Consider the following 20,289-nt stretch of genomic DNA (forward strand, 5'->3'; position numbering starts at 1 on the left):
AATAGGCGGCTTGGAAGCTTTTATCCTCCATGATTAATGCAGAGAAAGCTTTATTAGTTACCCATCTGCCGAATTGGAGAAGAAGATAATGAATCAATATTGGTCGAGCATGTAAAATTGTGCTGGTTCGTGACCATTTCGTGGCGGAGGAATCACCATAAATTTATTTGATAAAGAAAAGCCCGCCAGGAGGCGGGCTTTCTCATGTTCGATCGAAGAAGAAAAGATTAGTTCTTTTCCTGCTTCTTCAGAGCGGCACCGAGGATGTCGCCGAGCGAAGCGCCGGAGTCGGACGAACCGTACTGAGCGACAGCTTCTTTTTCTTCAGCGATTTCGAGCGCCTTGATCGAGACCTGCAGCTTGCGGGTCTTCTTGTCGAAAGCGATGACGCGAGCGTCAAGCTTCTGACCGACCGTGAAGCGTTCCGGACGCTGCTCGTCGCGGTCACGCGACAGATCCGAACGCTTGATGAAGCTTTCGAGATCGTGGTCGACGAGACGGACTTCGAGGCCACCGTCGGTAACGGCGGTCACTTCGCAGGTCACAACGGCGTTCTTGCGCAGTTCGCCGGAAGCTGCTGCTTCGCCGACCTTGTCGCCGGAAAGCTGCTTGATGCCGAGCGAGATGCGTTCCTTGTCGATATCGACATCGAGAACGACAGCCTTGACGACTTCACCCTTGTTGTACTCTTCGATGACCTGTTCGCCCGGACGGTTCCAGTCGAGGTCGGAGAGGTGAACCATGCCGTCAACGTCGCCGTCGAGGCCGATGAACAGGCCGAATTCGGTCTTGTTCTTGACTTCACCTTCAACAACGGTACCGACAGGGTACTTCTGGGCAAAGGTCGTCCACGGATTGTCGAGGGTCTGCTTGAGGCCGAGCGAGATACGGCGCTTGACCGGATCAACTTCGAGCACAACGACTTCGACTTCCTGCGTGGTGGAAAGAATCTTGCCCGGATGGACATTCTTCTTGGTCCACGACATTTCGGAAACGTGGATGAGGCCTTCGATGCCCGGCTCGATTTCAACGAACGCACCGTAGTCGGTGATGTTCGTGACGGTGCCGGTGATCTTTTTGCCGATCGGGTACTTCGCGCCGATGCCATCCCAAGGATCGCTCTCGAGCTGCTTCATGCCGAGCGAGATACGATGGGTTTCCTGGTTGATGCGGATGATCTGCACCTTGACCGTCTGGCCGATGGTGAGGATTTCCGACGGATGGTTGACGCGGCGCCATGCCATGTCGGTCACGTGCAGGAGACCGTCGATGCCGCCGAGGTCAACGAACGCACCGTAATCGGTGATGTTCTTGACGACGCCTTCAACGACCTGACCTTCTTCAAGGTTCTGGACGATTTCCGAACGCTGTTCCGCACGGCTCTCTTCAAGAACGGTACGACGCGAGACAACGATGTTGCCGCGACGCTTGTCCATCTTGAGGATTTCGAACGGTTGCGGGACGTGCATGAGCGGGGTGACGTCGCGGATCGGACGAATGTCGACCTGCGAACGCGGCAGGAAGGCAACAGCGCCGTCGAGGTCGACGGTGAAACCACCCTTGACCTGATTGAAGATGACGCCATCGACGCGCTCGCCATTGGCGAACTTCTGCTCGAGCTTGACCCAGCTTTCTTCACGGCGTGCTTTTTCGCGCGACAGGACAGCTTCGCCCAGAGCGTTTTCAATGCGCTCGACGTAAACTTCCACTTCGTCGCCCGGCTTCAGCGTACCGTCTTTGCCCTTTGCGCCGAATTCCTTCAGCGGCACGCGGCCTTCGACCTTCAGACCGGCGTCGATGATCGCCATGTCCTTTTCAATGGCTACGATGCGGCCCTTGACGACATAACCTTCAGCAAGGTCGTTCGTTGCAAAGGATTCCGCCAGCAGCGACTCGAAGTCTGCGAGGGATGGATTGAATTCTGACATGAATACTCCTGGTGCATCCGGAAAATTCATCGGATGCGGCGCCGGGGGTTAGCGTTGCGTTATGCCCGACCTCGGCCCCGTCTTTGCAGACAACCGGCGCGTGGAACGCGAAGTCAGGCTTTCAGTATGAGTGCAGCCTATATAGGTCCGAACTCAAGATAATCCAGCTTTTCGGGGCATAATGAGATCCAAAAAGTCTAAAAACTTGTCGGTTTCATCCCCGATGCTGCGCCAAAGCATGATCGATCAGCTTTTTTGCGGCTAGAAATGCCGCTTCTATACTCATTTCGCTCGTATCTAGCAAGTGCGCGTCTTCAGCGGGTCTGAGGGGAGAATCGATGCGGTTCGTGTCACGCTCGTCGCGTTTCCTGAGGTCGGCCAGTATTTCCGCGAAATCTGCCTTCTCGCCGCGTGCCACGATTTCTTCAAAGCGACGCTCGGCGCGCACTTCCGGCGACGCCGTGACGAAGAGCTTTATGGCTGCATCGGGACAGACGACAGTGCCGATATCGCGCCCGTCAAGCACGCTTGAGGGCAGGGCATTGGCGAAATTGCGCTGCGCTTCGACAAGCGCACGTCTGACCTTCGGCATGACCGCGACCTTCGATGCCGCTTCGCCGATCGCGTGAGCGGAAAGGACCGCCTTGTCCATCTCGCGCAGATCGAGATTGAGCGCGGCGTCAGCCGCCACCGCTTCATCATCGAGCGGCAGCCCCTTGTCGATCAGCGCCTTGGCCACAGCGCGATAGGTCAGTCCCGTATCCAGATGCGGCATGCCGTAGTGAATGGCGATGCGCCGGGCAAGGGTTCCCTTGCCCGAGGCGGCCGGTCCGTCGATAGCGACGATGAACGGCGTCATCGCGCGTCGCTCAGTTCGATCTTGGCGCCCAGTCCCGGCATCATGTCCATGAATTCGGGGAAAGACGTGGCGATCATGGTGCTGTCGTCAACCGTCACCGGCTTTTCCGATGCAAGGCCCATGACGAGGAAGCTCATCGCGATGCGGTGATCGAGATGGGTTGCGACTGTGCCACCGCCCAGTCCCTTGCCGTCGGGACGACCGCGGACCGTCAGCGACATCTCGCCTTCGGTGCAATCGACGCCATTGGCTTCAAGACCGCGTGCAACCGCTGCCAGACGATCCGATTCCTTGACGCGCAGTTCGTCGAGACCGTCCATCACGGTTTCGCCTTCCGCGAAGGACGCGGCGATGGCCAGAACCGGATATTCATCGATCATCGACGGAGCGCGTTCCGGCGGAACGACAACGCCCTTCAGCTTCGAGGCCTTCACGCGCAGATCGGCGACATCCTCGCCGCCGGCAAGACGGGCATTGAGCACTTCGATATCGGCGCCCATTTCCTGCAACGTCAGGATCAGGCCGGTACGGGTCGGGTTCATCAGCACGTTGCGGATGGTAACATCCGAACCTTCGACCAGAAGGGCGGCAACGAGCGGGAAAGCCGTTGACGACGGATCACCCGGTACGTCGATGGTCTGGCCGATAAGCTTGCCCTGTCCGGTGATGCGGATATGGCGCACGCCGTCCTTGTCGGTTTCAACCGAAAGATCGGCGCCAAAGCCCTGCAGCATCTTTTCGGTGTGGTCGCGGGTCATGACCGGTTCGATGACGGTGGTGACGCCCGGCGTGTTGAGACCGGCGAGCAGCACGGCGGATTTGACCTGTGCGGATGCCATCGGCACGCGATAGGTGATCGGATTGGCCGTCTTGGGGCCGATCAGCGTCAGCGGCATGCGGTCGCCTTCGGCTGCTTCCACCTGAACGCCCATTTCACGCAACGGGTTCAGCACGCGACCCATCGGGCGCTTGGAAAGCGAGGCATCGCCGATAAAGGAGGTTCTCATGTCATAGGTGCCGACAAGGCCCATGGTGAGGCGCGCACCGGTTCCGGCATTGCCGAAGTCGAGCGCTGCTTCGGGCTGCAACAGGCAGCCGTTGCCGACGCCATTGATGATCCAGGCATCGCCATCCTTGCGGATTTTCGCGCCCATGGCCTGCATGGCGCGACCGGTATTGATGACGTCTTCGCCTTCCAGAAGGCCGGTGATGCGGGTTTCACCCGATGCAAGGCCGCCGAACATGAAGGAACGATGCGAGATGGATTTGTCACCCGGAATGCGAATTTCGCCCGTAAGTGCCTCCGAGCGGCGGGCGGTTGCTGGTTTCGGGGGTGCAGAATGGGACATGGATTTTTCACAGTCACATTTTTGGCGCGGACACGCGCCGGGATTGAGAGATAAGCCGGGCTTCCCTAGCATAGTAATATTGTGCGGTCATCCGCGAATACGCGGTGCGGATGAAACCCATAATCAGGAGGGAGAGCCAAGAGTCTGCACATCCCTTTGCGTTTGGCTTTGACAAACGCGCCAAATTGCGTTTATGCACCGGACAACAATATAAACGCGCTTAAGACTTGCCCCTTGCCATATGGCTCCATGAACAGCATGGTGAAGGGCTATATGCTTCAAGGCAGGCATTCCGGCGCGATTTTATGAATTTGTGTCCCCGTGCGAATTAACGAGGCTAGACGTGGCAAAAGCTGAACTTGGTACCAAGCGTATCGACCCGGAAACGGGCAAGAAATTTTACGATCTCAATCGCGACCCGATCGTTTCGCCTTACACCGGCATTTCCTATCCGCGTTCCTATTTCGACTCCACGCTTGAAAGCCGCGTTGTCGAAGAGGAAACCGAAGAGGAAGAACTGGATACGGCACTCGAAAAGCCGGAATTCGTCTCTCTCGAGGATGCCGACGACGAAACCAAGGGCAGCGGCGACGACCTGCCGGATATGGACGACGACGATGTCGATCTCGGCGACGACGATGAAGACACCTTCCTCGAAGAAGAGGAAGACGAGGACGACGACATGTCGGGCATTCTCGGCGGCGGCGTCGGCGGTGAAGACGAGGAAGGCTGATCTGTTACACAGATCAAGACCGGATGCTTTTGCGAGGCGACCTTCGGGTCGCCTCGCTGCGTTTGGAGCATATCCCGGATGAGGCTTCGGCGTGATCTGTGAATTATTTTCGACAGATGTGAAAAGAGTTGCGATTTAGCTCTTGATCTTCTGACAAACGCCATTTAATAAGCCGCCACACCGGGCAGCAAGTCCTGCCTGATGCGCCTCGAAAGAGGTCTGATGGGGCCATAGCTCAGCTGGGAGAGCGCCTGCATGGCATGCAGGAGGTCAGCGGTTCGATCCCGCTTGGCTCCACCAAATGTTTCTTCTCAAGTAACCAGAACGGACACCATCATCGGTCGGCACAATGGCTATCGGTGGACAAAGCCTGTCCAAGCGCTATGTCATTTCCCATGACAGAGATGATTTTGGCGACATTCGACTGGGTTCCCAAAATGCCGCGTGGCTTCGTCCGCGATCTTCGCGTGCGCTGGGCGCTGGAAGAAGCCGGATTGCCCTATCGTGTCGAAGGCGTTCCATTCAAGAATCGCGGGCCGGAACACTTCACCCATCAGCCTTTCGGGCAAGTGCCATGGCTGATCGACGGTGATATGTCGGTCTTCGAAAGCGGCGCCATCCTGCTTCATATAGCCGAGAAGAGCGATGCGCTGTTGCCGCCCGATCCGAGGGCACGCAACGAGGTCATACAATGGCTGTTTGCGGCGTTGAACTCGGTCGAAATGGCCGCCTTGCCGCTCGCCCTTTATAAATTCACCGGTGATGAGGAGCAGACACCGGGGCGTCAGCTCATGGACAGCTTCCTTGCCGGTCGGCTGGCGCACATGGAGCAGGCGCTGTCAGGTCGCGAATGGCTGACGGATCAGTTTTCGGTTGCCGATATTCTGATGGCCGACGTATTGCGTCTGGTCGATCATTTCGACGGTCTGGTGCAGCATCCGGTCTGCCGGGCCTATGTCGGGCGCGCGACGGCACGGCCTGCATTCCAGAAGGCCTTTACCGACCAGATGGAACATTTTGCAGCAGCGGACTGACGCTCTCATTGAAATTAGCATGATCGCGCTATTTCACGCTCAAGTTGCACTCGACAATTCCTAAAAAATTGCTAAACAGAAATTGTGTGAAGTAGTTCCAGTGTTTTTAAATGAAAAGAATCCAAGATTTTGATGGGTTGTGATTTTTATTATGTATAGGAATCGCAATCTTCCATTTTTCTTTCCGGGTTCCGGTAAATAATGAGATTTTGAATTCTTTATATTAACATTTGCTTATTTTACCGACGTTCTTTTTTATTGTGTCTGGATTATTTCTGGCGAGGCGACGAAATTATCTCTGGAGCTGGCCGCGTTATGTAGCTTTCGTTGGGAAGCGGCTCGCGCGGATTTATCCGCTGCACGTGGTGACCTTCTCCTGTTTCGCGCTTCTTTCTGTCCTGACAGCAGCGGGAATTCTGCATCCTCTGGTCGAACCCAGCATGAGCTGGCGAGACGGGCTGACCCAGTTACTGCTGATTCATAATTGGGGTTTGGGGCGCACCTTGTCCTACAATTATGTCAGCTGGTCGCTGAGTGCCCTTTTAGCCATGTATCTCGCTTTTCCGCTGTTCGATATGTTGTGCCGTCGTTTCGGGAGCTGGGTTCTCGTCGGTGTGATGGCTGCAGCCGTGGGCGGTGATTATCTGGCGCAACAGCTTGGCGTATTGTCACTCACACGCATTCAATTGTCCGATGCCGGGGTCTTGCGAGCCCTGCCTTCCTTTGTCTTTGGAATGTGGCTTGCTCGCCGGGAACATCCACCGATGCCGGCACCGGCAATCAAGGCATTGCTTGCCACTTGCCTGATTGTCTTTCTGTTCTATCACCCGGCAAACGGGCCGGACGAACCGCACACGCTTGAAGGCCCCTGGCGGCTGGCCTTCCTCTATGCGGGTGTCTATGTGCTTTATGCCGCATCCACTCGGGGCATTTATACACCGCTGCAATGGCGCGGATTCACAAGGCTTTCCCGTTACAGCTTCGGCATCTTCATTCTCCATCCTGCGGTCGGAATGGTTTTCTTCAAAGCTGCTCCGGAACGATGGGGCGAGGCGACGGCAGGCGCGGTCCTGCTCATCGCTGCAGGTGTTCTTGCAAGCGTGTTGACTGCCATTGCCTCTTACCACCTGTTCGAAAATCCCGTTTACCGCTGGCTGGTGAAAAGAATTGACGCATGGGTCAGCAGATCGGAAGGCTCAAGCGGGTTTTCTGGTTCTACGCAAAACGGCCTGCCTGTCTCCCGATAGGCAGGCATCCTCACCGGATCGATCAGGCGGTGCGCGACGTACCGCTGTCCTGCCGCATCAGATAGAGCGATGCGCCGATGATCAGGGCCGCTCCCGGCCAGAAGTTGATGCTTGGCGCTGCTGCAAACACGATCCAGCCGAAGATCACGTTGATCGGCAGTCTCAGGTCATCGAACGGTTGCAGATAGACCGCATCCGCTATCGAATAAGCTGCCGTCTGGAAATATTGGGCGAGAGCTGTGAATGCGCCGATGACGATCAATATGGACCAGATTTCGACGCCCGGCGCGGTGATTGCGGACATGCTTAAGCCGGATGCCAGCCAGAGTGCCGCGTTGATGGGCGTGAGCAGTACCAGCATATAGGCCGAAATGCTGGCGGGCTTTTCGAAACGGGTCAGATATTTGGTCATCACCGAATAGCCCGCCCACAACGCTGCGGCCAGAATCGGCAGGAGCGAATAGACCGTATAGGAATCCGACCAGGGTGCGATGATGATCAGCGCGCCAATAAAGCCGGTGAATGTGGTCAGCAGCCGTGCCGGCGTGACCTTTTCCTGCAGAAAGAGCCGTGCGCACAGGATGACGAAGAATGGCGACGTCATGGACAACGCGACCACCTGCCAGATCGGCACATGGGTCAGCGCATAAATCCAGACCTGTACGCCAGCGGCAGCCAGCGCGACGCGAATGACGTGAAGACCGAAATGCTTGGTACGCAAGGCTCTCGTGCCGTCGCGAATGAGCAGGGGCAAGGTCAGTACCAGCGCGATCACATATTGCCAGAAGGCGATGATGACGGAGGGAATACCGGTACGCGTTCCCGCCCATTGGGTGGCGACATTGACGGCGGCATAGGCCGAACAGGCTGCGACCATCAGCGCTGCTCCGCGTATGGTCGGTTTCAAAGTTGGCGAAGAGGCAAGTTGGCTCAACGGTTTCTTCCTTCGGAGCATTTTGCAGCCAAATGGAAACATTTGACGTCGCATAAATGCGGCAAAACAAATGGACAGAGCGTTCCGCTTCAGGCGGAACTTGCTCTGGCAAGCCTGTTACCTCAGGGTACGGGATGAAAGACTGCAGGACGAAGACGGCAAGCCGTCCAGCCGAGCATGATTCCAACCTCGTTCTCTCTCATCCGGACTATGACCGTCGGCTTCGGAATTGCACCGAATCTGCTGACCCTGACACGGCAGACGTGTCAGGCGCTCGCGGGCTTCGGACACTTGGTCCGTTACCGCCGGTGGGGAGTTTCGCCCCGCCCTGAGAACTGGATATTTCGTTTGCACCGAAGGACATCAGGATGAACTCCGACGCGGGCTGTAGTTATGTTACGCTTTCCCATAAAGCAAGGTGCAGGCTAGGTTCTGCCTGCCTGTCCGGCAATCACAATTGAGTGCAGGGCAACACAAGGGATGAGCCTTTGATAGCCAAGTCACGGGAAAAGCATGGACGTATCGGAAACTCTCTTTTAGAAACTCGTGTCGGAGTTGATCGGGAGAGGGTCTAATTCCACATGGTTCTGGGAGGAATGATGAGCACCAACGCAGTCCCCACGCAGTTTTCGCATGACCATCCGCTATGGCAACCGGATGCGGGGCGCATCGCCGCCAGCAATCTGGAGCAATTCCGTATTCGCGCAGAACAGCGCACGGGCTTGAGCCTGCCGGATTATACCGCGCTGCATCGCTGGTCGGTCGAGGATCGCGCCGGATTCTGGCAGCTTGTGTGGGATTTCTGCGAGGTTATCGGCGAGCGTGGCAAACCAGCCCTTGTCGATAAAGGCCATATGCGTGACGCAAAATTCTTCCCCGAGGCACGGCTCAACTTTGCCGAAAACCTGTTGCGCCATGAGGGTGGCGAGGAAGCCATCGTCTTTCGCGGTGAGGACAAGATCGAGCGCCGCCTGACATGGGACGATCTTCACGCGCTGGTCTCGAAACTGCAGCAATTCATGCTGGCGGAGGGGGTTCAGCCGGGCGACCGTGTGGCGGGCATGATGCCCAATATGCCGGAGGCGGTGGCCCTGATGTTGGCCGCTTCGTCCATCGGTGCGGTCTGGTCTTCATGCTCACCGGATTTTGGCGTGCAGGGCGTACTCGACCGTTTTGGCCAGATCGAACCGAAGCTTTTCTTCGCCTGCGATGGCTACTGGTATAATGGCAAGCGCATTGACGTTGCCGACAAGATAGCAGAAGTGACGGCAAAGCTGCCGGGGCTGAAACGTGCGGTCATTGTCACCTATCTCGGCGAAGCGGAAGCCGTTGCTGACCGCGCTGAAAAGGGCATTGCGCTTGATGCGGCTCTGGAACCGTTCAAGGCCAAAGACGTCGAGTTCACGCGGCTCCCCTTCGATCATCCGCTTTGTATCCTGTTTTCGTCCGGCACGACGGGCATTCCGAAATGCATCGTGCATCGCGCGGGCGGTGTGCTGTTGCAGCATTTGAAGGAACACCGCCTGCATGCGGATATCCGTGATGGCGACCGTTTCTTCTATTTCACCACTTGTGGCTGGATGATGTGGAACTGGCTGGCTTCCGGCATCGCCTCCGGCGCCACGCTTCTGCTCTATGACGGTTCGCCCTTCTATCCCGATGGCAATGTGCTGTTCGACTATGCCGCCGCCGAGGGCATGACCTATTTCGGCACTTCGGCGAAATTCATCGACGCGGTGCTGAAAGCCGGTCTGAAGCCCGGCGAGACACATAATCTTTCGGCACTGCGCACTGTCTCCTCGACCGGCTCGCCGCTGTCGCCGGAAGGCTTTGCCTTTGTCTATGAAGCGATCAAGCCGGACGTGCATCTCGCCTCCATTTCCGGCGGTACGGATATCGTGTCCTGTTTCGTGCTGGGCGTTCCGACGGAGCCGGTCTGGCTGGGCGAAATTCAGGGCGCGGGCTTTGGCATGGCCGTCGACGTCTGGAACGATGACGGCAAGCCGGTGCGCCGTGAGAAAGGCGAGCTGGTCTGCACGAAGGCATTCCCTTGCATGCCGCTGCAATTCTGGAACGATCCCGAAGGCGCGAAATATCAGGCCGCCTATTTCGAGCGTTTCGACAATATATGGTGCCATGGCGATTTTGCCGAATGGACCGAGCATGACGGCATTGTTATCCATGGTCGTTCGGACGCGACACTCAACCCTGGCGGCGTGCGTATCGGTACGGCAGAAATCTACAATCAGGTCGAGCAGATGCCGGAGATCGCCGAGGCACTCTGCATCGGGCAGGATTGGGATAATGACGTGCGGGTGGTGCTGTTCGTGCGGCTCGCCGAAGGTGTGAGGCTGGACGACGACCTCAAGGCGCGCATCAAAACCAAGATTCGCACCGGCGCCACGCCGCGTCACGTTCCGGCGAAAATCGTTGCTGTCCGGGATATTCCGCGCACCAAGTCGGGAAAAATCGTGGAGCTTGCCGTGCGCGATATCGTGCATGGGCGCGATGTGAAGAATCGCGAGGCGCTGGCAAACCCCGAAGCGCTGGAGCTTTATCGCGATATTGCCGCGCTTCATGAGGATTGATTTGATCACCCTCCAATTGCTTGGAGTTGCCGGGTAACGGACGCAACAAAATTTCGTTATCCGGTAATAAATAGCCACAGAACGCCACGCAAAGCCATTGCCTAATTGGCCGCCACGGGACACTCTGGCCGGAACATAGCCGTCTTGCAAAAGATGGACACCGAGCAGAACTTGTGGAGGACGAGTATGTTTGCATCGGGCATGAATTTCGGTCTTGGCGAGGAGATCGAAGCCCTTCGCGATACGGTGCACCGTTTTGCGGAAAGCCGCATTGCGCCGCTGGCCGCTGAAACCGACCGCAACAATGCATTTCCCATGCGTCTGTGGCGTGAACTGGGTGAGCTTGGCGTACTCGGCATTACGGCGCCCGAAGAATATGGCGGCGCTGGCATGGGCTATCTGGCCCATTGTATCGCGATGGAAGAAATCAGCCGCGCTTCCGCTTCCATCGGTCTCAGCTATGGCGCGCATTCCAATCTCTGCGTCAACCAGATCAAGCGAAACGGTTCTCCCGAGCAGCGCGCGAAATATCTGCCAAAACTTATTTCCGGCGAGCATGTCGGCGCGCTCGCCATGTCCGAGCCGGGCGCGGGGTCCGATGTCGTTTCGATGAAACTTGCCGCCGAGAAACGCGGCGACCGTTACGTTCTCAACGGAAACAAGATGTGGATCACCAACGGCCCGGACGCCGATGTGCTGGTAGTCTATGCCAAGACCGATCCGGCAGCAGGCCCGCGCGGCATCAGCGCCTTCATCGTTGAAAAAGGTTTCAAGGGGTTCTCGACCGCGCAGAAGCTCGACAAGCTTGGCATGCGCGGTTCCAACACCTGCGAACTGGTGTTCGAGGATTGTGAAGTGCCTGCCGAAAACCTGCTCGGGACAGAAGGCAAGGGCGTCAATGTGCTGATGTCCGGTCTTGACTATGAACGCGTGGTGCTGGCGGGTGGTCCGCTCGGCATCATGGCGGCCTGTCTCGATGTCGTGGTGCCCTATGTGCATGAGCGCAAGCAGTTCGACCAGCCGATTGGCGAGTTCCAGCTCATGCAGGGCAAGCTTGCCGACATGTATGTGACCTTCAATGCCTCGCGCGCCTACACCTATGCGGTGGCGGCGGCCTGCGACCGGGGCGAGACGTCGCGCAAGGATGCGGCGGGCTGCATTCTCTATACGGCTGAAAATGCCACGCAGATGGCACTGCAGGCGATCCAGTCTCTCGGCGGCAATGGCTACATCAATGATTATCCGACGGGCCGCCTTTTGCGCGATGCGAAGCTCTATGAGATCGGTGCGGGCACATCGGAAATCCGGCGCATGCTGATCGGACGGGAACTCTTTCAGGAGACCCGTTGATGGCGGTTCTGAAATCGGAAATCTCGACGCGCGGCGCCAGCTTCGAGGCCAACCGCAAGGCGATGCTGGCGGCGATCGACGTGGTGGGTGAAGCTTCCCAGATTGCACTTGATGGCGGTGGTGAGAAAGCGCGCGAACGCCATGTTTCGCGTGGAAAACTGCTTCCTCGCGAGCGCGTGGCGCAATTGCTCGATCCGGGGGCGCCCTTTCTGGAAGTGGGGCTGACGGCAGCCCATGGCATGTATGGCGGCGCGGCTCCTTCGGGCGGGATTATCACCGGCATCGGGCGGGTATCGGGCCGCGACTGCATGATCGTCTGCAACGATGCGACGGTGAAGGGCGGCACCTATTATCCGGTTACGGTGAAAAAGCATCTGCGGGCGCAGGAGATCGCGGGCGAAAATCGCCTGCCCTGCATTTATCTGGTCGATTCCGGTGGGGCCAATCTGCCCAATCAGGATGAGGTGTTCCCGGACCGCGACCATTTCGGACGCATTTTCTATAATCAGGCGCAGATGTCGGCTGCGGGCATTCCGCAGGTCGCCGTGGTCATGGGGTCGTGCACGGCGGGCGGCGCCTATGTGCCCGCCATGAGCGACGAGACGGTGATCGTGCGCAATCAGGGCACGATTTTTCTGGCCGGTCCACCGCTGGTGAAGGCCGCAACCGGCGAAGTGGTGAGCGCGGAAGACCTCGGCGGCGGCGATGTGCACACAAGGCTTTCCGGCGTGGCCGATCATCTGGCCAATGACGACGCCCATGCATTGCAAATCGCGCGCGCCATTGCAGCCAATCTCAACAGCGAGAAGCGTGAGTTTATCCCAAGAGGCGATGGCGCTGCCCCGCTTTATGATCCGGAAGAAATTTTGGGCGTCGTTTCCGCCGATACGCGCATTCCCTATGATGTGCGCGAAGTGATTGCACGACTGGTCGACGGTTCGGATTTCGATGAGTTCAAGGCGCGCTATGGCACCACTTTGGTCTGCGGTTTTGCCAGCGTCTACGGCATGCCGGTCGGGATTATCGCCAATAATGGCGTACTGTTCTCCGAAGCGGCCTTGAAGGGCGCGCATTTCATCGAGCTTTGCTGCCAGCGCAACATTCCGCTGGTGTTTTTGCAGAACATCACCGGCTTCATGGTCGGGCGCAAATATGAAGCGGAGGGTATCGCCAAGCATGGGGCAAAGCTGGTGACGGCGGTGGCGACGGCCAATGTGCCGAAAATCACCATGCTGATCGGCGCTTCCTATGGTGCGGGCAATTACGGCATGGCGGGGCGGGCCTATTCGCCGCGCTTCCTGTGGACCTGGCCGAACAGCCGCATTGCGGTGATGGGCGGCGAACAGGCGGCAGGCGTGCTGGCAACCGTCAAGCGCGACGGGATCGAGCGCACCGGCGGCACATGGTCGGCGGATGAGGAGGCGGAGTTCAAGCGCCCGACGTTGGAGATGTTCGAGCGCCAGAGCCATCCGCTTTATGCCTCGGCGCGGCTTTGGGATGACGGCATCGTCGATCCGCGCAAGAGCCGCGAAGTGCTTGGCTTGTCGCTCTTTGCCACGCTGAATGCGCCGGTCGAGCCGACGCGTTTCGGCTTGTTTAGAATGTAAAAGGGCCGTCAGATGTTCAAAAAGATACTGATTGCCAATCGCGGAGAAATTGCCTGCCGGGTCATTCGCACGGCGCGGGAATTGGGTATTGCCACCGTCGCAATTTATTCCGATGCCGACGCCCAAGCACTCCATGTGGAAATGGCTGACGAGGCGGTGCGCGTCGGCCCTGCCATTTCTGCGCAAAGCTATCTGAATGTCGAGGCGATCATCAAGGCTGCGAAGGAAACCGGCGCAGAGGCGATCCATCCGGGCTACGGTTTTCTCTCCGAAAATGCCGGTTTCGTGGATGCTGTCGAGGCGGCGGGGCTTGTCTTCATCGGCCCATCGGCCAAAGCCATTCGCGCCATGGGGTTGAAGGATGCCGCCAAAACATTGATGGAGAAGGCAGGCGTGCCTGTCGTTCCGGGCTATCACGGCGATAATCAGGATGGATCCTTCCTCAAAAGCGAGGCGGACCGGATCGGCTATCCCGTGCTCATCAAGGCGCGTGCGGGCGGCGGCGGAAAGGGTATGCGCCGTGTCGATCAGGCCGCTGATTTCGCGGCGGCGCTGGACAGCGCGCGCCGCGAGGCGGAAGCCTCTTTCGGCGATAGCGCTGTGCTGATCGAAAAATACATGACCAAGCCGCGCCATATCGAGGTGCAGGTCTTTGGCGACAGTCATGGCAATGCGGTGCATCTCTTCGAGCGCGATTGTTCGCTGCAGCGCCGCCACCAGAAAGTAATCGAGGAAGCACCTGCGCCCGGCATGACCCCGGAAATGCGCGCCGCCATGGGTGAGGCTGCGGTGAAGGCGGCTTTGGCCATTGGCTATTGCGGCGCGGGCACGGTGGAGTTCATCGCCGATGTTTCGGAAGGGCTACGGCCGGACCGCTTCTTCTTCATGGAAATGAACACCCGCCTGCAGGTTGAGCATCCGGTTACGGAAGCGATCACCGGCCTCGACCTTGTCGAATGGCAATTGCGCGTTGCTTCCGGCGAAGCGCTGCCGAAACGTCAGGACGAACTTTCCATAAACGGCTGGGCTTTCGAGGCGAGGCTTTATGCGGAAGATCCGGCGCGGGATTTTCTGCCTGCAACCGGCAAGCTTGCTCTGTTCGCACCGCCTGAAAATGCACGTGTCGATTCCGGTGTGCGAACCGGCGATACGATCACGCCGTTCTATGATCCGATGATCGCCAAGATCATCGCCCATGGTGCAACGCGCGATGAGGCACTGAACCGGCTTGATGCGAGCCTGAACAAGACCCGGATTGCGGGCCTCGTCACCAATCGCCAATTTTTGTCGGCGCTTTGCAACCTCGAAGCTTTCCGCGCCGGTGATGTCGATACCGGCCTGATTGCACGCGAGACGGCGGCGCTTTTCGCCGATAAGCAGCCTTCGGATATCGCATTTGCGCTGGCTGCACTCGGCGCGCTCGATCTTCTGGACGCGCCAGTGATCGGCGACCCCCAAGGTGATCCATGGTCGAGCCTGCGCGGGTTCCGGCTTTGGGGTGAGGCATCGCGCTCGGTTCTGATCGATCATCATGGCGAGCGCCACACGGTCAGCTTCACGACCATGGGCGACAGGCATTTCGGCTTTGCTTTCGGCACTATCGAAATCCGTTTCCATGAAAACGGGCTGGTTCGCTTTGCTGTCGATGGCCGTGTTTCAGAGGCGTCGGTCGTGCGCATCGGACATGATGTGGCGGTGCAACTCGAAGGTCGCGACACCATATTTCATCATGTGCAGTCTGTTGGCGCGGAAGAGGATGCTTCGAGCGAAAGCCGTATCCTGTCACCGATGCCGGGACTAGTGCGACTGGTTTCCGTCGTGGAGGGGGCAAGCGTCGCCAAGGGCGATCCGCTTGTAACGATGGAAGCGATGAAGATGGAACTGTCACTGACCGCGCCGCGCGACGGCAAGGTTTCGTCCGTAACTGTTGCAGCGGGCGATCAGGTCAATGAAGGCATCCTTCTTGTAGAACTGGAGGAAGAACATGGCTGAACACGTAGAAATCGTTGAAATGGCTGCGCGTGATGGCCTGCAGAATGAAAAGCGGTTTGTGCCGACAGCGGACAAGGTCGCACTGATCGACCGCCTGTCGGATTGCGGCTATGCCCGCATCGAGGCAACGAGTTTCGTCAGCCCGAAATGGGTGCCGCAACTGGCGGATGCCGCAGAAGTCATGGCCGGGATTCGCCGTGCTGATGGCGTGCGCTATTCGGTACTGGTGCCCAACATGAAGGGCTATGAAGCTGCTGCCGCTGCAAATGTTGACGAGATTGCGGTTTTCATTTCCGCCTCGGAAGGCTTTTCGAAAGCCAATATCAATTGCACGATTGCTGAGAGCATCGAGCGGCTGTCGCCGGTCATCGGTGCTGCGATCAATGATGGTCTGGCCATTCGCGGCTATGTGAGCTGCGTCGTGGAATGCCCCTATGATGGGCCGGTGGCCCCGCAAGCGGTTGCCGATGTGACCGAACAGCTCTTCTCGCTCGGCTGTCACGAAGTAAGCCTCGGCGATACGATCGGGCGTGGCACGCCGGACAAGGTGGCAGCCATGCTGGATGCCGTGCTGGCCATTGCGCCTGCGCACAGCCTTGCCGGCCACTATCACGACACGGGCGGGCGGGCCCTCGACAATATCCGCGTCAGTCTGGAGAAGGGCTTGCGCGTGTTCGATGCCTCGGTCGGCGGTCTCGGCGGCTGTCCTTTCGCGCCGGGCGCCAAGGGCAATGTCGATACGGTCTCCGTCGTCGAAATGTTGCATGGATCGGGTTTTGAAACCGGCCTCAATCTGGACAAGCTTAGATCGGCGGCCTTGTTCGCGCAGGCGCTGCGTCAGGACAAAGCCGCATGAAGGCGTTTGAGACGATCCAGATTGCGATAGATCAACGCGGCGTCGCGACACTGACGCTCAACCGTCCGGAGCAGCATAATGCGCTGTCCGGTCGGATGATCGATGAGCTTCTGACGGCGACGCTGCATCTGGCGGATGATGACGCCGTGCGCCTCGTGGTCCTGACCGGCAATGGCACAAGTTTCTGTGCGGGTGGTGATCTGGGATGGATGCAGGAACAGGTCAAAGCCACACGCGCGCAGCGCATTGAGGAAGCGCGCGAGCTCGCCCTCATGCTGAAAGCGCTGCGCGATTTGCCAAAACCGCTGATCGGGCGCATCAACGGGCAGGCCTATGGCGGCGGCGTCGGCCTCATCAGCGTCTGCGATGCGGCCATCGCTGCATCCGGCGCGCGCTTCGGGCTGACGGAGACCAAGCTCGGTCTGATACCGGCCACCATCAGCCCCTATGTGGTAGCGCGCATCGGTCAGGCGAATGCGCTGCGCACATTCACTTCGGCGCGACTGTTCGATGCCGAGGAAGCACGGCGGATCGGGCTGGTGCATGACGTGGTCGAGGCGGAACGTCTCGATGCGGCGGTGGAGGTGGAGATCAAACCCTATTTTGCCACCGCGCCTGCAGCGGTTGCCGCCTCCAAGAGGCTGGTTCATGCGCTGGGCGCGCCGATAGACGAGGCCGTCATCGAAATGACGCTGACCCGTCTTGCCGATACATGGGAAACGCCAGAGGCCGCGGAGGGAATCGCGGCCTTTTTTGCGAAGAAATCACCATCATGGAAGGGAGGGAACTGAACATTTGGGAGGAGCCGATTTTCGTTGTAGTTGCGGGCACTTGGCCCCTTGCAATCGGAAGCCGGAAATGCATTCTTATTACATCATGAAAGCTCGCTCCCGTTCCGGAGCATGATTCCGAAAGGGCAGATGCAATTTCGGATAATATTATGGCTCTGACCTCTTCGAGGCGGCGGTGCGGCGTGCTTTTGGATTGACCCTTTGAGATCATGTGATGAACAAAAGGGAGGGCCCGGCAATTCGGCAGCGCAGACGCGTTGAGATTTGACCGGCAAGGGTTGTCTCGGGGCCGTCGGAGGACGCTGCCCTACAAAGGAGAAAAAGAATGAACCTGAAACTTCTGTCCAGCGTGGCTTTCGCAGCTACACTCGGCTTTGCCAGCGCCGCCTATGCTGACATCACCATCGGCGTCGTTGCACCGCTGACGGGCCCTGTCGCTGCTTTCGGTGACCAGGTGAAGAAGGGCGCGGAAACCGCCGTTGAAGTCATCAACAAGGCTGGCGGCATCAAGGGCGAGAAAGTCGTTCTGAAGTTTGCCGACGATGCCGGTGAACCGAAGCAGGGCGTTTCCGCCGCCAACCAGATCGTTGGCGACGGCATCAAGTTCGTCGTCGGCCCGGTCACGACCGGCGTTGCCATCCCCGTTTCCGACGTCTTCTCGGAAAACGGTGTGCTGATGGTCACCCCGACCGCCACCGGCCCGGATCTGACCGCGCGCAATCTGGAAAACGTGTTCCGCACCTGCGGCCGCGATGACCAGCAGGCTGAAGTCATGGCCGATTATGTCCTGAAGAACTTCAAGGACAAGAAGGTCGCCGTGATCCATGACAAGGGTGCCTATGGCAAGGGTCTGGCCGACGCTTTCAAGGCGGCGATCAACAAGGGCGGCATCACGGAAGTCCATTACGATTCGGTCACGCCGGGCGACAAGGATTTCAGCGCGCTCGTCACCAAGCTCAAATCTGCTGGCACTGACGTCGTCTATTTCGGCGGCTACCATGCCGAAGGCGGCCTCCTGTCGCGTCAGCTGCATGACGCTGGCATGCAGGCACTGGTGCTCGGCGGCGAAGGTCTGTCCAACACCGAATATTGGGCAATCGGCGGCACCAACGCACAGGGCACGCTCTTCACCAACGCCAAGGACGCCACCAAGAACCCGGCTTCCAAGGATGCTATCGAAGCGCTCAAGGCCAAGGGTATCCCGGCTGAAGCCTTCACCATGAACGCCTATGCCGCTGTGGAAGTCATCAAGGCCGGCATCGAACGCGCCGATTCGACCGATGATTCTGCTGCCGTCGCCAAGGCTCTGCATGATGGCAAGCCTATCGAAACCGCTATCGGCACGCTGACCTATGGCGCAAACGGCGACCTTAGCTCGCCAAGCTTCGACATCTTCAAGTGGGATGACGGCAAGATCGTCGGCCTCGAATAAAATTGTCGTGGTTAGAATAAAGAACGCCGGGGTTATCCCCGGCGTTTTGCATTTGTGGAGCTGAAAACCGTCAGGAACCGGTATAGCCGAGTTCCGCCTCGATGGCTTCGAAGGTCTTTTCCATCGCGTAGGTCGGGCTGAGCGGAAAACCGAAATGTCCGTAGGCGATGGACATCTGCCGCTCGGCCTTGCCTTCGCTACCCTTCGCGACGGCTGCCACATAGAGCGCTGCAGCGAGACCGGTGCGGTCGGCGCCGGATTTGCAATGGATGAGCACCGGCTTTTCCGCATTCTGCATCAGGGCGATTAGCTGTCTCGTCTGTGCAGGGGTCAACTCCCGCCTTGACGACATTTCGAAATCGGCATGCTTGATGCCGAGCGTTTTCGCGGTTGCGATCTCTTCATCATACCATTTCGAGCCCGGCTCCGGGCCGCGCAGATTGATGATGGTTTTGATGCCATAAAGCTTCTGCAGGGATGCGATGCGCGCAGGATCAGGCTGGTTCGAGCGATAGGCCTGTCCGTCGATGATGGTGTGGACGTTGCCCTTATATTGCAGCGTGTACAGATAACCACCCATGACGCTTGAGCCGACGAGCAGTCCCAGCCCGGCCATCCGGGCATAAGTAAAGGACCAATCGACATATTTCCGAAAGAACGACATAGGGGCCTCATCTGAACGAAAGCAAATAATAAAATATAGCGAGTTGAAAATTTCTTCTTGGTTTTCGCGGAAAATATACTAGGATTTGGACTTAATCTTGTCCGAAAAACAAGGTTTCAATTTTCTGTTTAAGTTATTTTTGAAATGCATTCCGCAGGTTCTTGCGGAAAATTTTTGGAGCAAGCGTCTGCGTCAGTTTGTGGTGTCAGTAAATCGCGTTGGTTTTTCGTGGCTTAAGCTTCGGTTAACCATGACTGTTTAATCTATGACCATGTGCTGGGGCAGATAGCGGAGCAGGTTTATGCAGCGCTACAGATTTGACGACAAGAGAATTCTGATCGAGGCGATTGTTGAGTTGCTCAACAGGGGCGTAGAGCCCGACGAACTCGATCTTGTACTGAGCCGGATTGGTCCGGTCGATCTCGACTTGATGCGGCAATGCCTGATCGAGGTGTGGAATTACAACCACCCCGATGTGGCGGAAACGCCGATGGCGGCCTGACGACAGGTTCTGCAGCCCTTTGGGCGCAAAGCTTCAGACGTCGGAAACGGATATTACAAGCGTCGATCTGCGGAAGCGGGATGAACGCGGACTACATGGGGCGTGATCAGGCGCCCACGCAAGAATACGGCAGTTTCAGGCAACGGTTTGTGGGTCGAAACTGTCGGGGCAGGGCCGGGTTGAACCGGTTTTGGAGCAATCTGGCCGCTGCCCGCAATGTCATATTCCTGAAACGCAGACGGGTTATATCCATATGCGTATCGGGAATTCACTTGGGATCGTGACCACGGATGTACTGGCGCAACTCAGGTGAAAGCGGAAGGTCGGGTTCAACCCGGCCTTTTTCGTTTTTGGCGTATTTTCCGGAAGAATGACGTGTCCGTGCCGGGAACCGGTCCACGGGATTGGCTTCTCATCTCGCTT

15 protein-coding genes, 1 tRNA gene, 1 pseudogene and 1 riboswitch are annotated in these 20,289 nt (G+C 57.9%); of the genes and pseudogenes, 12 read left to right on the forward strand and 5 right to left on the reverse strand.

All coding sequences use genetic code 11. From position 1 onward, the window contains the following. Positions 1-227 precede the first annotated feature (227 nt). From rpsA to aroA, 3 genes are all read right to left on the reverse strand, one after another. A complete protein-coding gene (gene rpsA / locus LJ361_RS00130) occupies positions 228-1,928 on the reverse strand; it encodes a 30S ribosomal protein S1 (RefSeq protein WP_010657835.1) in 1,701 nt (566 codons plus the stop codon). Positions 1,929-2,142: 214 nt separating this feature from the next. After that, positions 2,143-2,787 (reverse strand): (d)CMP kinase, encoded by a 645-nt coding sequence (gene cmk / locus LJ361_RS00135; RefSeq protein WP_010657836.1) that lies wholly within the window; start codon positions 2,785-2,787, stop codon positions 2,143-2,145. Beyond that, positions 2,784-4,136, reverse strand: a complete 1,353-nt coding sequence (gene aroA / locus LJ361_RS00140; RefSeq protein WP_010657837.1) for a 3-phosphoshikimate 1-carboxyvinyltransferase — start codon at positions 4,134-4,136, stop codon at positions 2,784-2,786. Before aroA ends, cmk begins: the two co-directional genes overlap by 4 nt. Before the next feature lie 343 nt (positions 4,137-4,479). Here aroA and LJ361_RS00145 point away from each other — a divergent pair, with 343 nt between their 5' ends. The 4 genes and pseudogenes from LJ361_RS00145 (at position 4,480) to LJ361_RS00160 (ending at position 7,150) form a co-directional block, all read left to right on the forward strand. Further along, positions 4,480-4,869, forward strand: coding sequence for a TIGR02300 family protein (locus tag LJ361_RS00145; protein ID WP_010657838.1), 390 nt, complete (start codon positions 4,480-4,482; stop codon positions 4,867-4,869). A gap of 224 nt (positions 4,870-5,093) precedes the next feature. Then, positions 5,094-5,169: transfer RNA gene (locus LJ361_RS00150), tRNA-Ala, on the forward strand. 95 nt (positions 5,170-5,264) lie between these two features. After that, positions 5,265-5,903, forward strand: coding sequence for a glutathione S-transferase family protein (locus tag LJ361_RS00155; RefSeq protein WP_010657839.1), 639 nt, complete (start codon positions 5,265-5,267; stop codon positions 5,901-5,903). A 161-nt stretch (positions 5,904-6,064) separates the two neighbouring features. After that, a pseudogene (locus LJ361_RS00160) lies at positions 6,065-7,150 on the forward strand (acyltransferase family protein). Positions 7,151-7,172: 22 nt separating this feature from the next. Here the strand turns inward: LJ361_RS00160 and LJ361_RS00165 are convergent. Beyond that, positions 7,173-8,027 carry a DMT family transporter gene (locus tag LJ361_RS00165; RefSeq protein WP_010657841.1) on the reverse strand — a complete coding sequence of 285 codons (855 nt, stop codon included), beginning with the start codon at positions 8,025-8,027 and terminating at the stop codon, positions 7,173-7,175. Positions 8,028-8,271: 244 nt separating this feature from the next. Then, a riboswitch (FMN riboswitch) is annotated at positions 8,272-8,424 on the reverse strand. Positions 8,425-8,683: 259 nt separating this feature from the next. On the opposite strand from LJ361_RS00165, the gene LJ361_RS00170 reads away from it, so the two are divergent. From LJ361_RS00170 to LJ361_RS00200, 7 genes are all read left to right on the forward strand, one after another. Further along, the gene (locus tag LJ361_RS00170) at positions 8,684-10,672 is read left to right on the forward strand and encodes an acetoacetate--CoA ligase (protein ID WP_264812334.1); all 1,989 of its coding nucleotides are present in this window, start codon (positions 8,684-8,686) and stop codon (positions 10,670-10,672) included. 201 nt (positions 10,673-10,873) lie between these two features. Next, positions 10,874-12,022, forward strand: a complete 1,149-nt coding sequence (locus LJ361_RS00175; RefSeq protein WP_029375834.1) for an isovaleryl-CoA dehydrogenase — start codon at positions 10,874-10,876, stop codon at positions 12,020-12,022. Beyond that, a complete protein-coding gene (locus LJ361_RS00180) occupies positions 12,022-13,629 on the forward strand; it encodes a carboxyl transferase domain-containing protein (protein ID WP_010657844.1) in 1,608 nt (535 codons plus the stop codon). The genes LJ361_RS00175 and LJ361_RS00180 overlap by 1 nt, the downstream gene beginning before the upstream one ends. Positions 13,630-13,641: 12 nt before the next feature. Continuing rightward, positions 13,642-15,621, forward strand: a complete 1,980-nt coding sequence (locus tag LJ361_RS00185; protein ID WP_264812336.1) for an acetyl/propionyl/methylcrotonyl-CoA carboxylase subunit alpha — start codon at positions 13,642-13,644, stop codon at positions 15,619-15,621. Continuing rightward, on the forward strand, positions 15,614-16,477 hold the full coding sequence (locus LJ361_RS00190) for a hydroxymethylglutaryl-CoA lyase (RefSeq protein WP_010657846.1): 864 nt from the start codon (positions 15,614-15,616) through the stop codon (positions 16,475-16,477). Before LJ361_RS00185 ends, LJ361_RS00190 begins: the two co-directional genes overlap by 8 nt. Then, on the forward strand, positions 16,474-17,268 hold the full coding sequence (locus tag LJ361_RS00195; RefSeq protein ID WP_010657847.1) for a crotonase/enoyl-CoA hydratase family protein: 795 nt from the start codon (positions 16,474-16,476) through the stop codon (positions 17,266-17,268). The genes LJ361_RS00190 and LJ361_RS00195 overlap by 4 nt, the downstream gene beginning before the upstream one ends. Before the next feature lie 325 nt (positions 17,269-17,593). Then, positions 17,594-18,700, forward strand: coding sequence for a branched-chain amino acid ABC transporter substrate-binding protein (locus LJ361_RS00200; RefSeq protein WP_010657848.1), 1,107 nt, complete (start codon positions 17,594-17,596; stop codon positions 18,698-18,700). Positions 18,701-18,770: 70 nt separating this feature from the next. Here LJ361_RS00200 and LJ361_RS00205 read toward each other — a convergent pair whose 3' ends face one another. Then, positions 18,771-19,364, reverse strand: a complete 594-nt coding sequence (locus tag LJ361_RS00205; RefSeq protein ID WP_010657849.1) for a tyrosine-protein phosphatase — start codon at positions 19,362-19,364, stop codon at positions 18,771-18,773. A gap of 301 nt (positions 19,365-19,665) precedes the next feature. On the opposite strand from LJ361_RS00205, the gene LJ361_RS00210 reads away from it, so the two are divergent. After that, positions 19,666-19,866 (forward strand): hypothetical protein, encoded by a 201-nt coding sequence (locus tag LJ361_RS00210; RefSeq protein WP_010657850.1) that lies wholly within the window; start codon positions 19,666-19,668, stop codon positions 19,864-19,866. Positions 19,867-20,289 lie beyond the last annotated feature (423 nt).

The organism is Brucella sp. JSBI001 (assembly GCF_026014005.1).
Taxonomy (GTDB): domain Bacteria; phylum Pseudomonadota; class Alphaproteobacteria; order Rhizobiales; family Rhizobiaceae; genus Brucella; species Brucella anthropi.

Coding starts and splice junctions, on each gene's coding strand:
- LJ361_RS00180 (WP_010657844.1), top strand. CDS start 12,022: ATGGCGGTTCTGAAATCGGAAATCTCGACGCGCGGCGCCAGCTTCGAG.
- LJ361_RS00205 (WP_010657849.1), bottom strand. CDS start 19,364: ATGTCGTTCTTTCGGAAATATGTCGATTGGTCCTTTACTTATGCCCGG.
- LJ361_RS00170 (WP_264812334.1), top strand. CDS start 8,684: ATGAGCACCAACGCAGTCCCCACGCAGTTTTCGCATGACCATCCGCTA.
- LJ361_RS00185 (WP_264812336.1), top strand. CDS start 13,642: ATGTTCAAAAAGATACTGATTGCCAATCGCGGAGAAATTGCCTGCCGG.
- LJ361_RS00175 (WP_029375834.1), top strand. CDS start 10,874: ATGAATTTCGGTCTTGGCGAGGAGATCGAAGCCCTTCGCGATACGGTG.
- aroA (WP_010657837.1), bottom strand. CDS start 4,136: ATGTCCCATTCTGCACCCCCGAAACCAGCAACCGCCCGCCGCTCGGAG.
- LJ361_RS00190 (WP_010657846.1), top strand. CDS start 15,614: ATGGCTGAACACGTAGAAATCGTTGAAATGGCTGCGCGTGATGGCCTG.
- LJ361_RS00200 (WP_010657848.1), top strand. CDS start 17,594: ATGAACCTGAAACTTCTGTCCAGCGTGGCTTTCGCAGCTACACTCGGC.
- LJ361_RS00165 (WP_010657841.1), bottom strand. CDS start 8,027: ATGGTCGCAGCCTGTTCGGCCTATGCCGCCGTCAATGTCGCCACCCAA.
- LJ361_RS00210 (WP_010657850.1), top strand. CDS start 19,666: ATGCAGCGCTACAGATTTGACGACAAGAGAATTCTGATCGAGGCGATT.
- rpsA (WP_010657835.1), bottom strand. CDS start 1,928: ATGTCAGAATTCAATCCATCCCTCGCAGACTTCGAGTCGCTGCTGGCG.
- LJ361_RS00195 (WP_010657847.1), top strand. CDS start 16,474: ATGAAGGCGTTTGAGACGATCCAGATTGCGATAGATCAACGCGGCGTC.
- cmk (WP_010657836.1), bottom strand. CDS start 2,787: ATGACGCCGTTCATCGTCGCTATCGACGGACCGGCCGCCTCGGGCAAG.
- LJ361_RS00155 (WP_010657839.1), top strand. CDS start 5,265: ATGACAGAGATGATTTTGGCGACATTCGACTGGGTTCCCAAAATGCCG.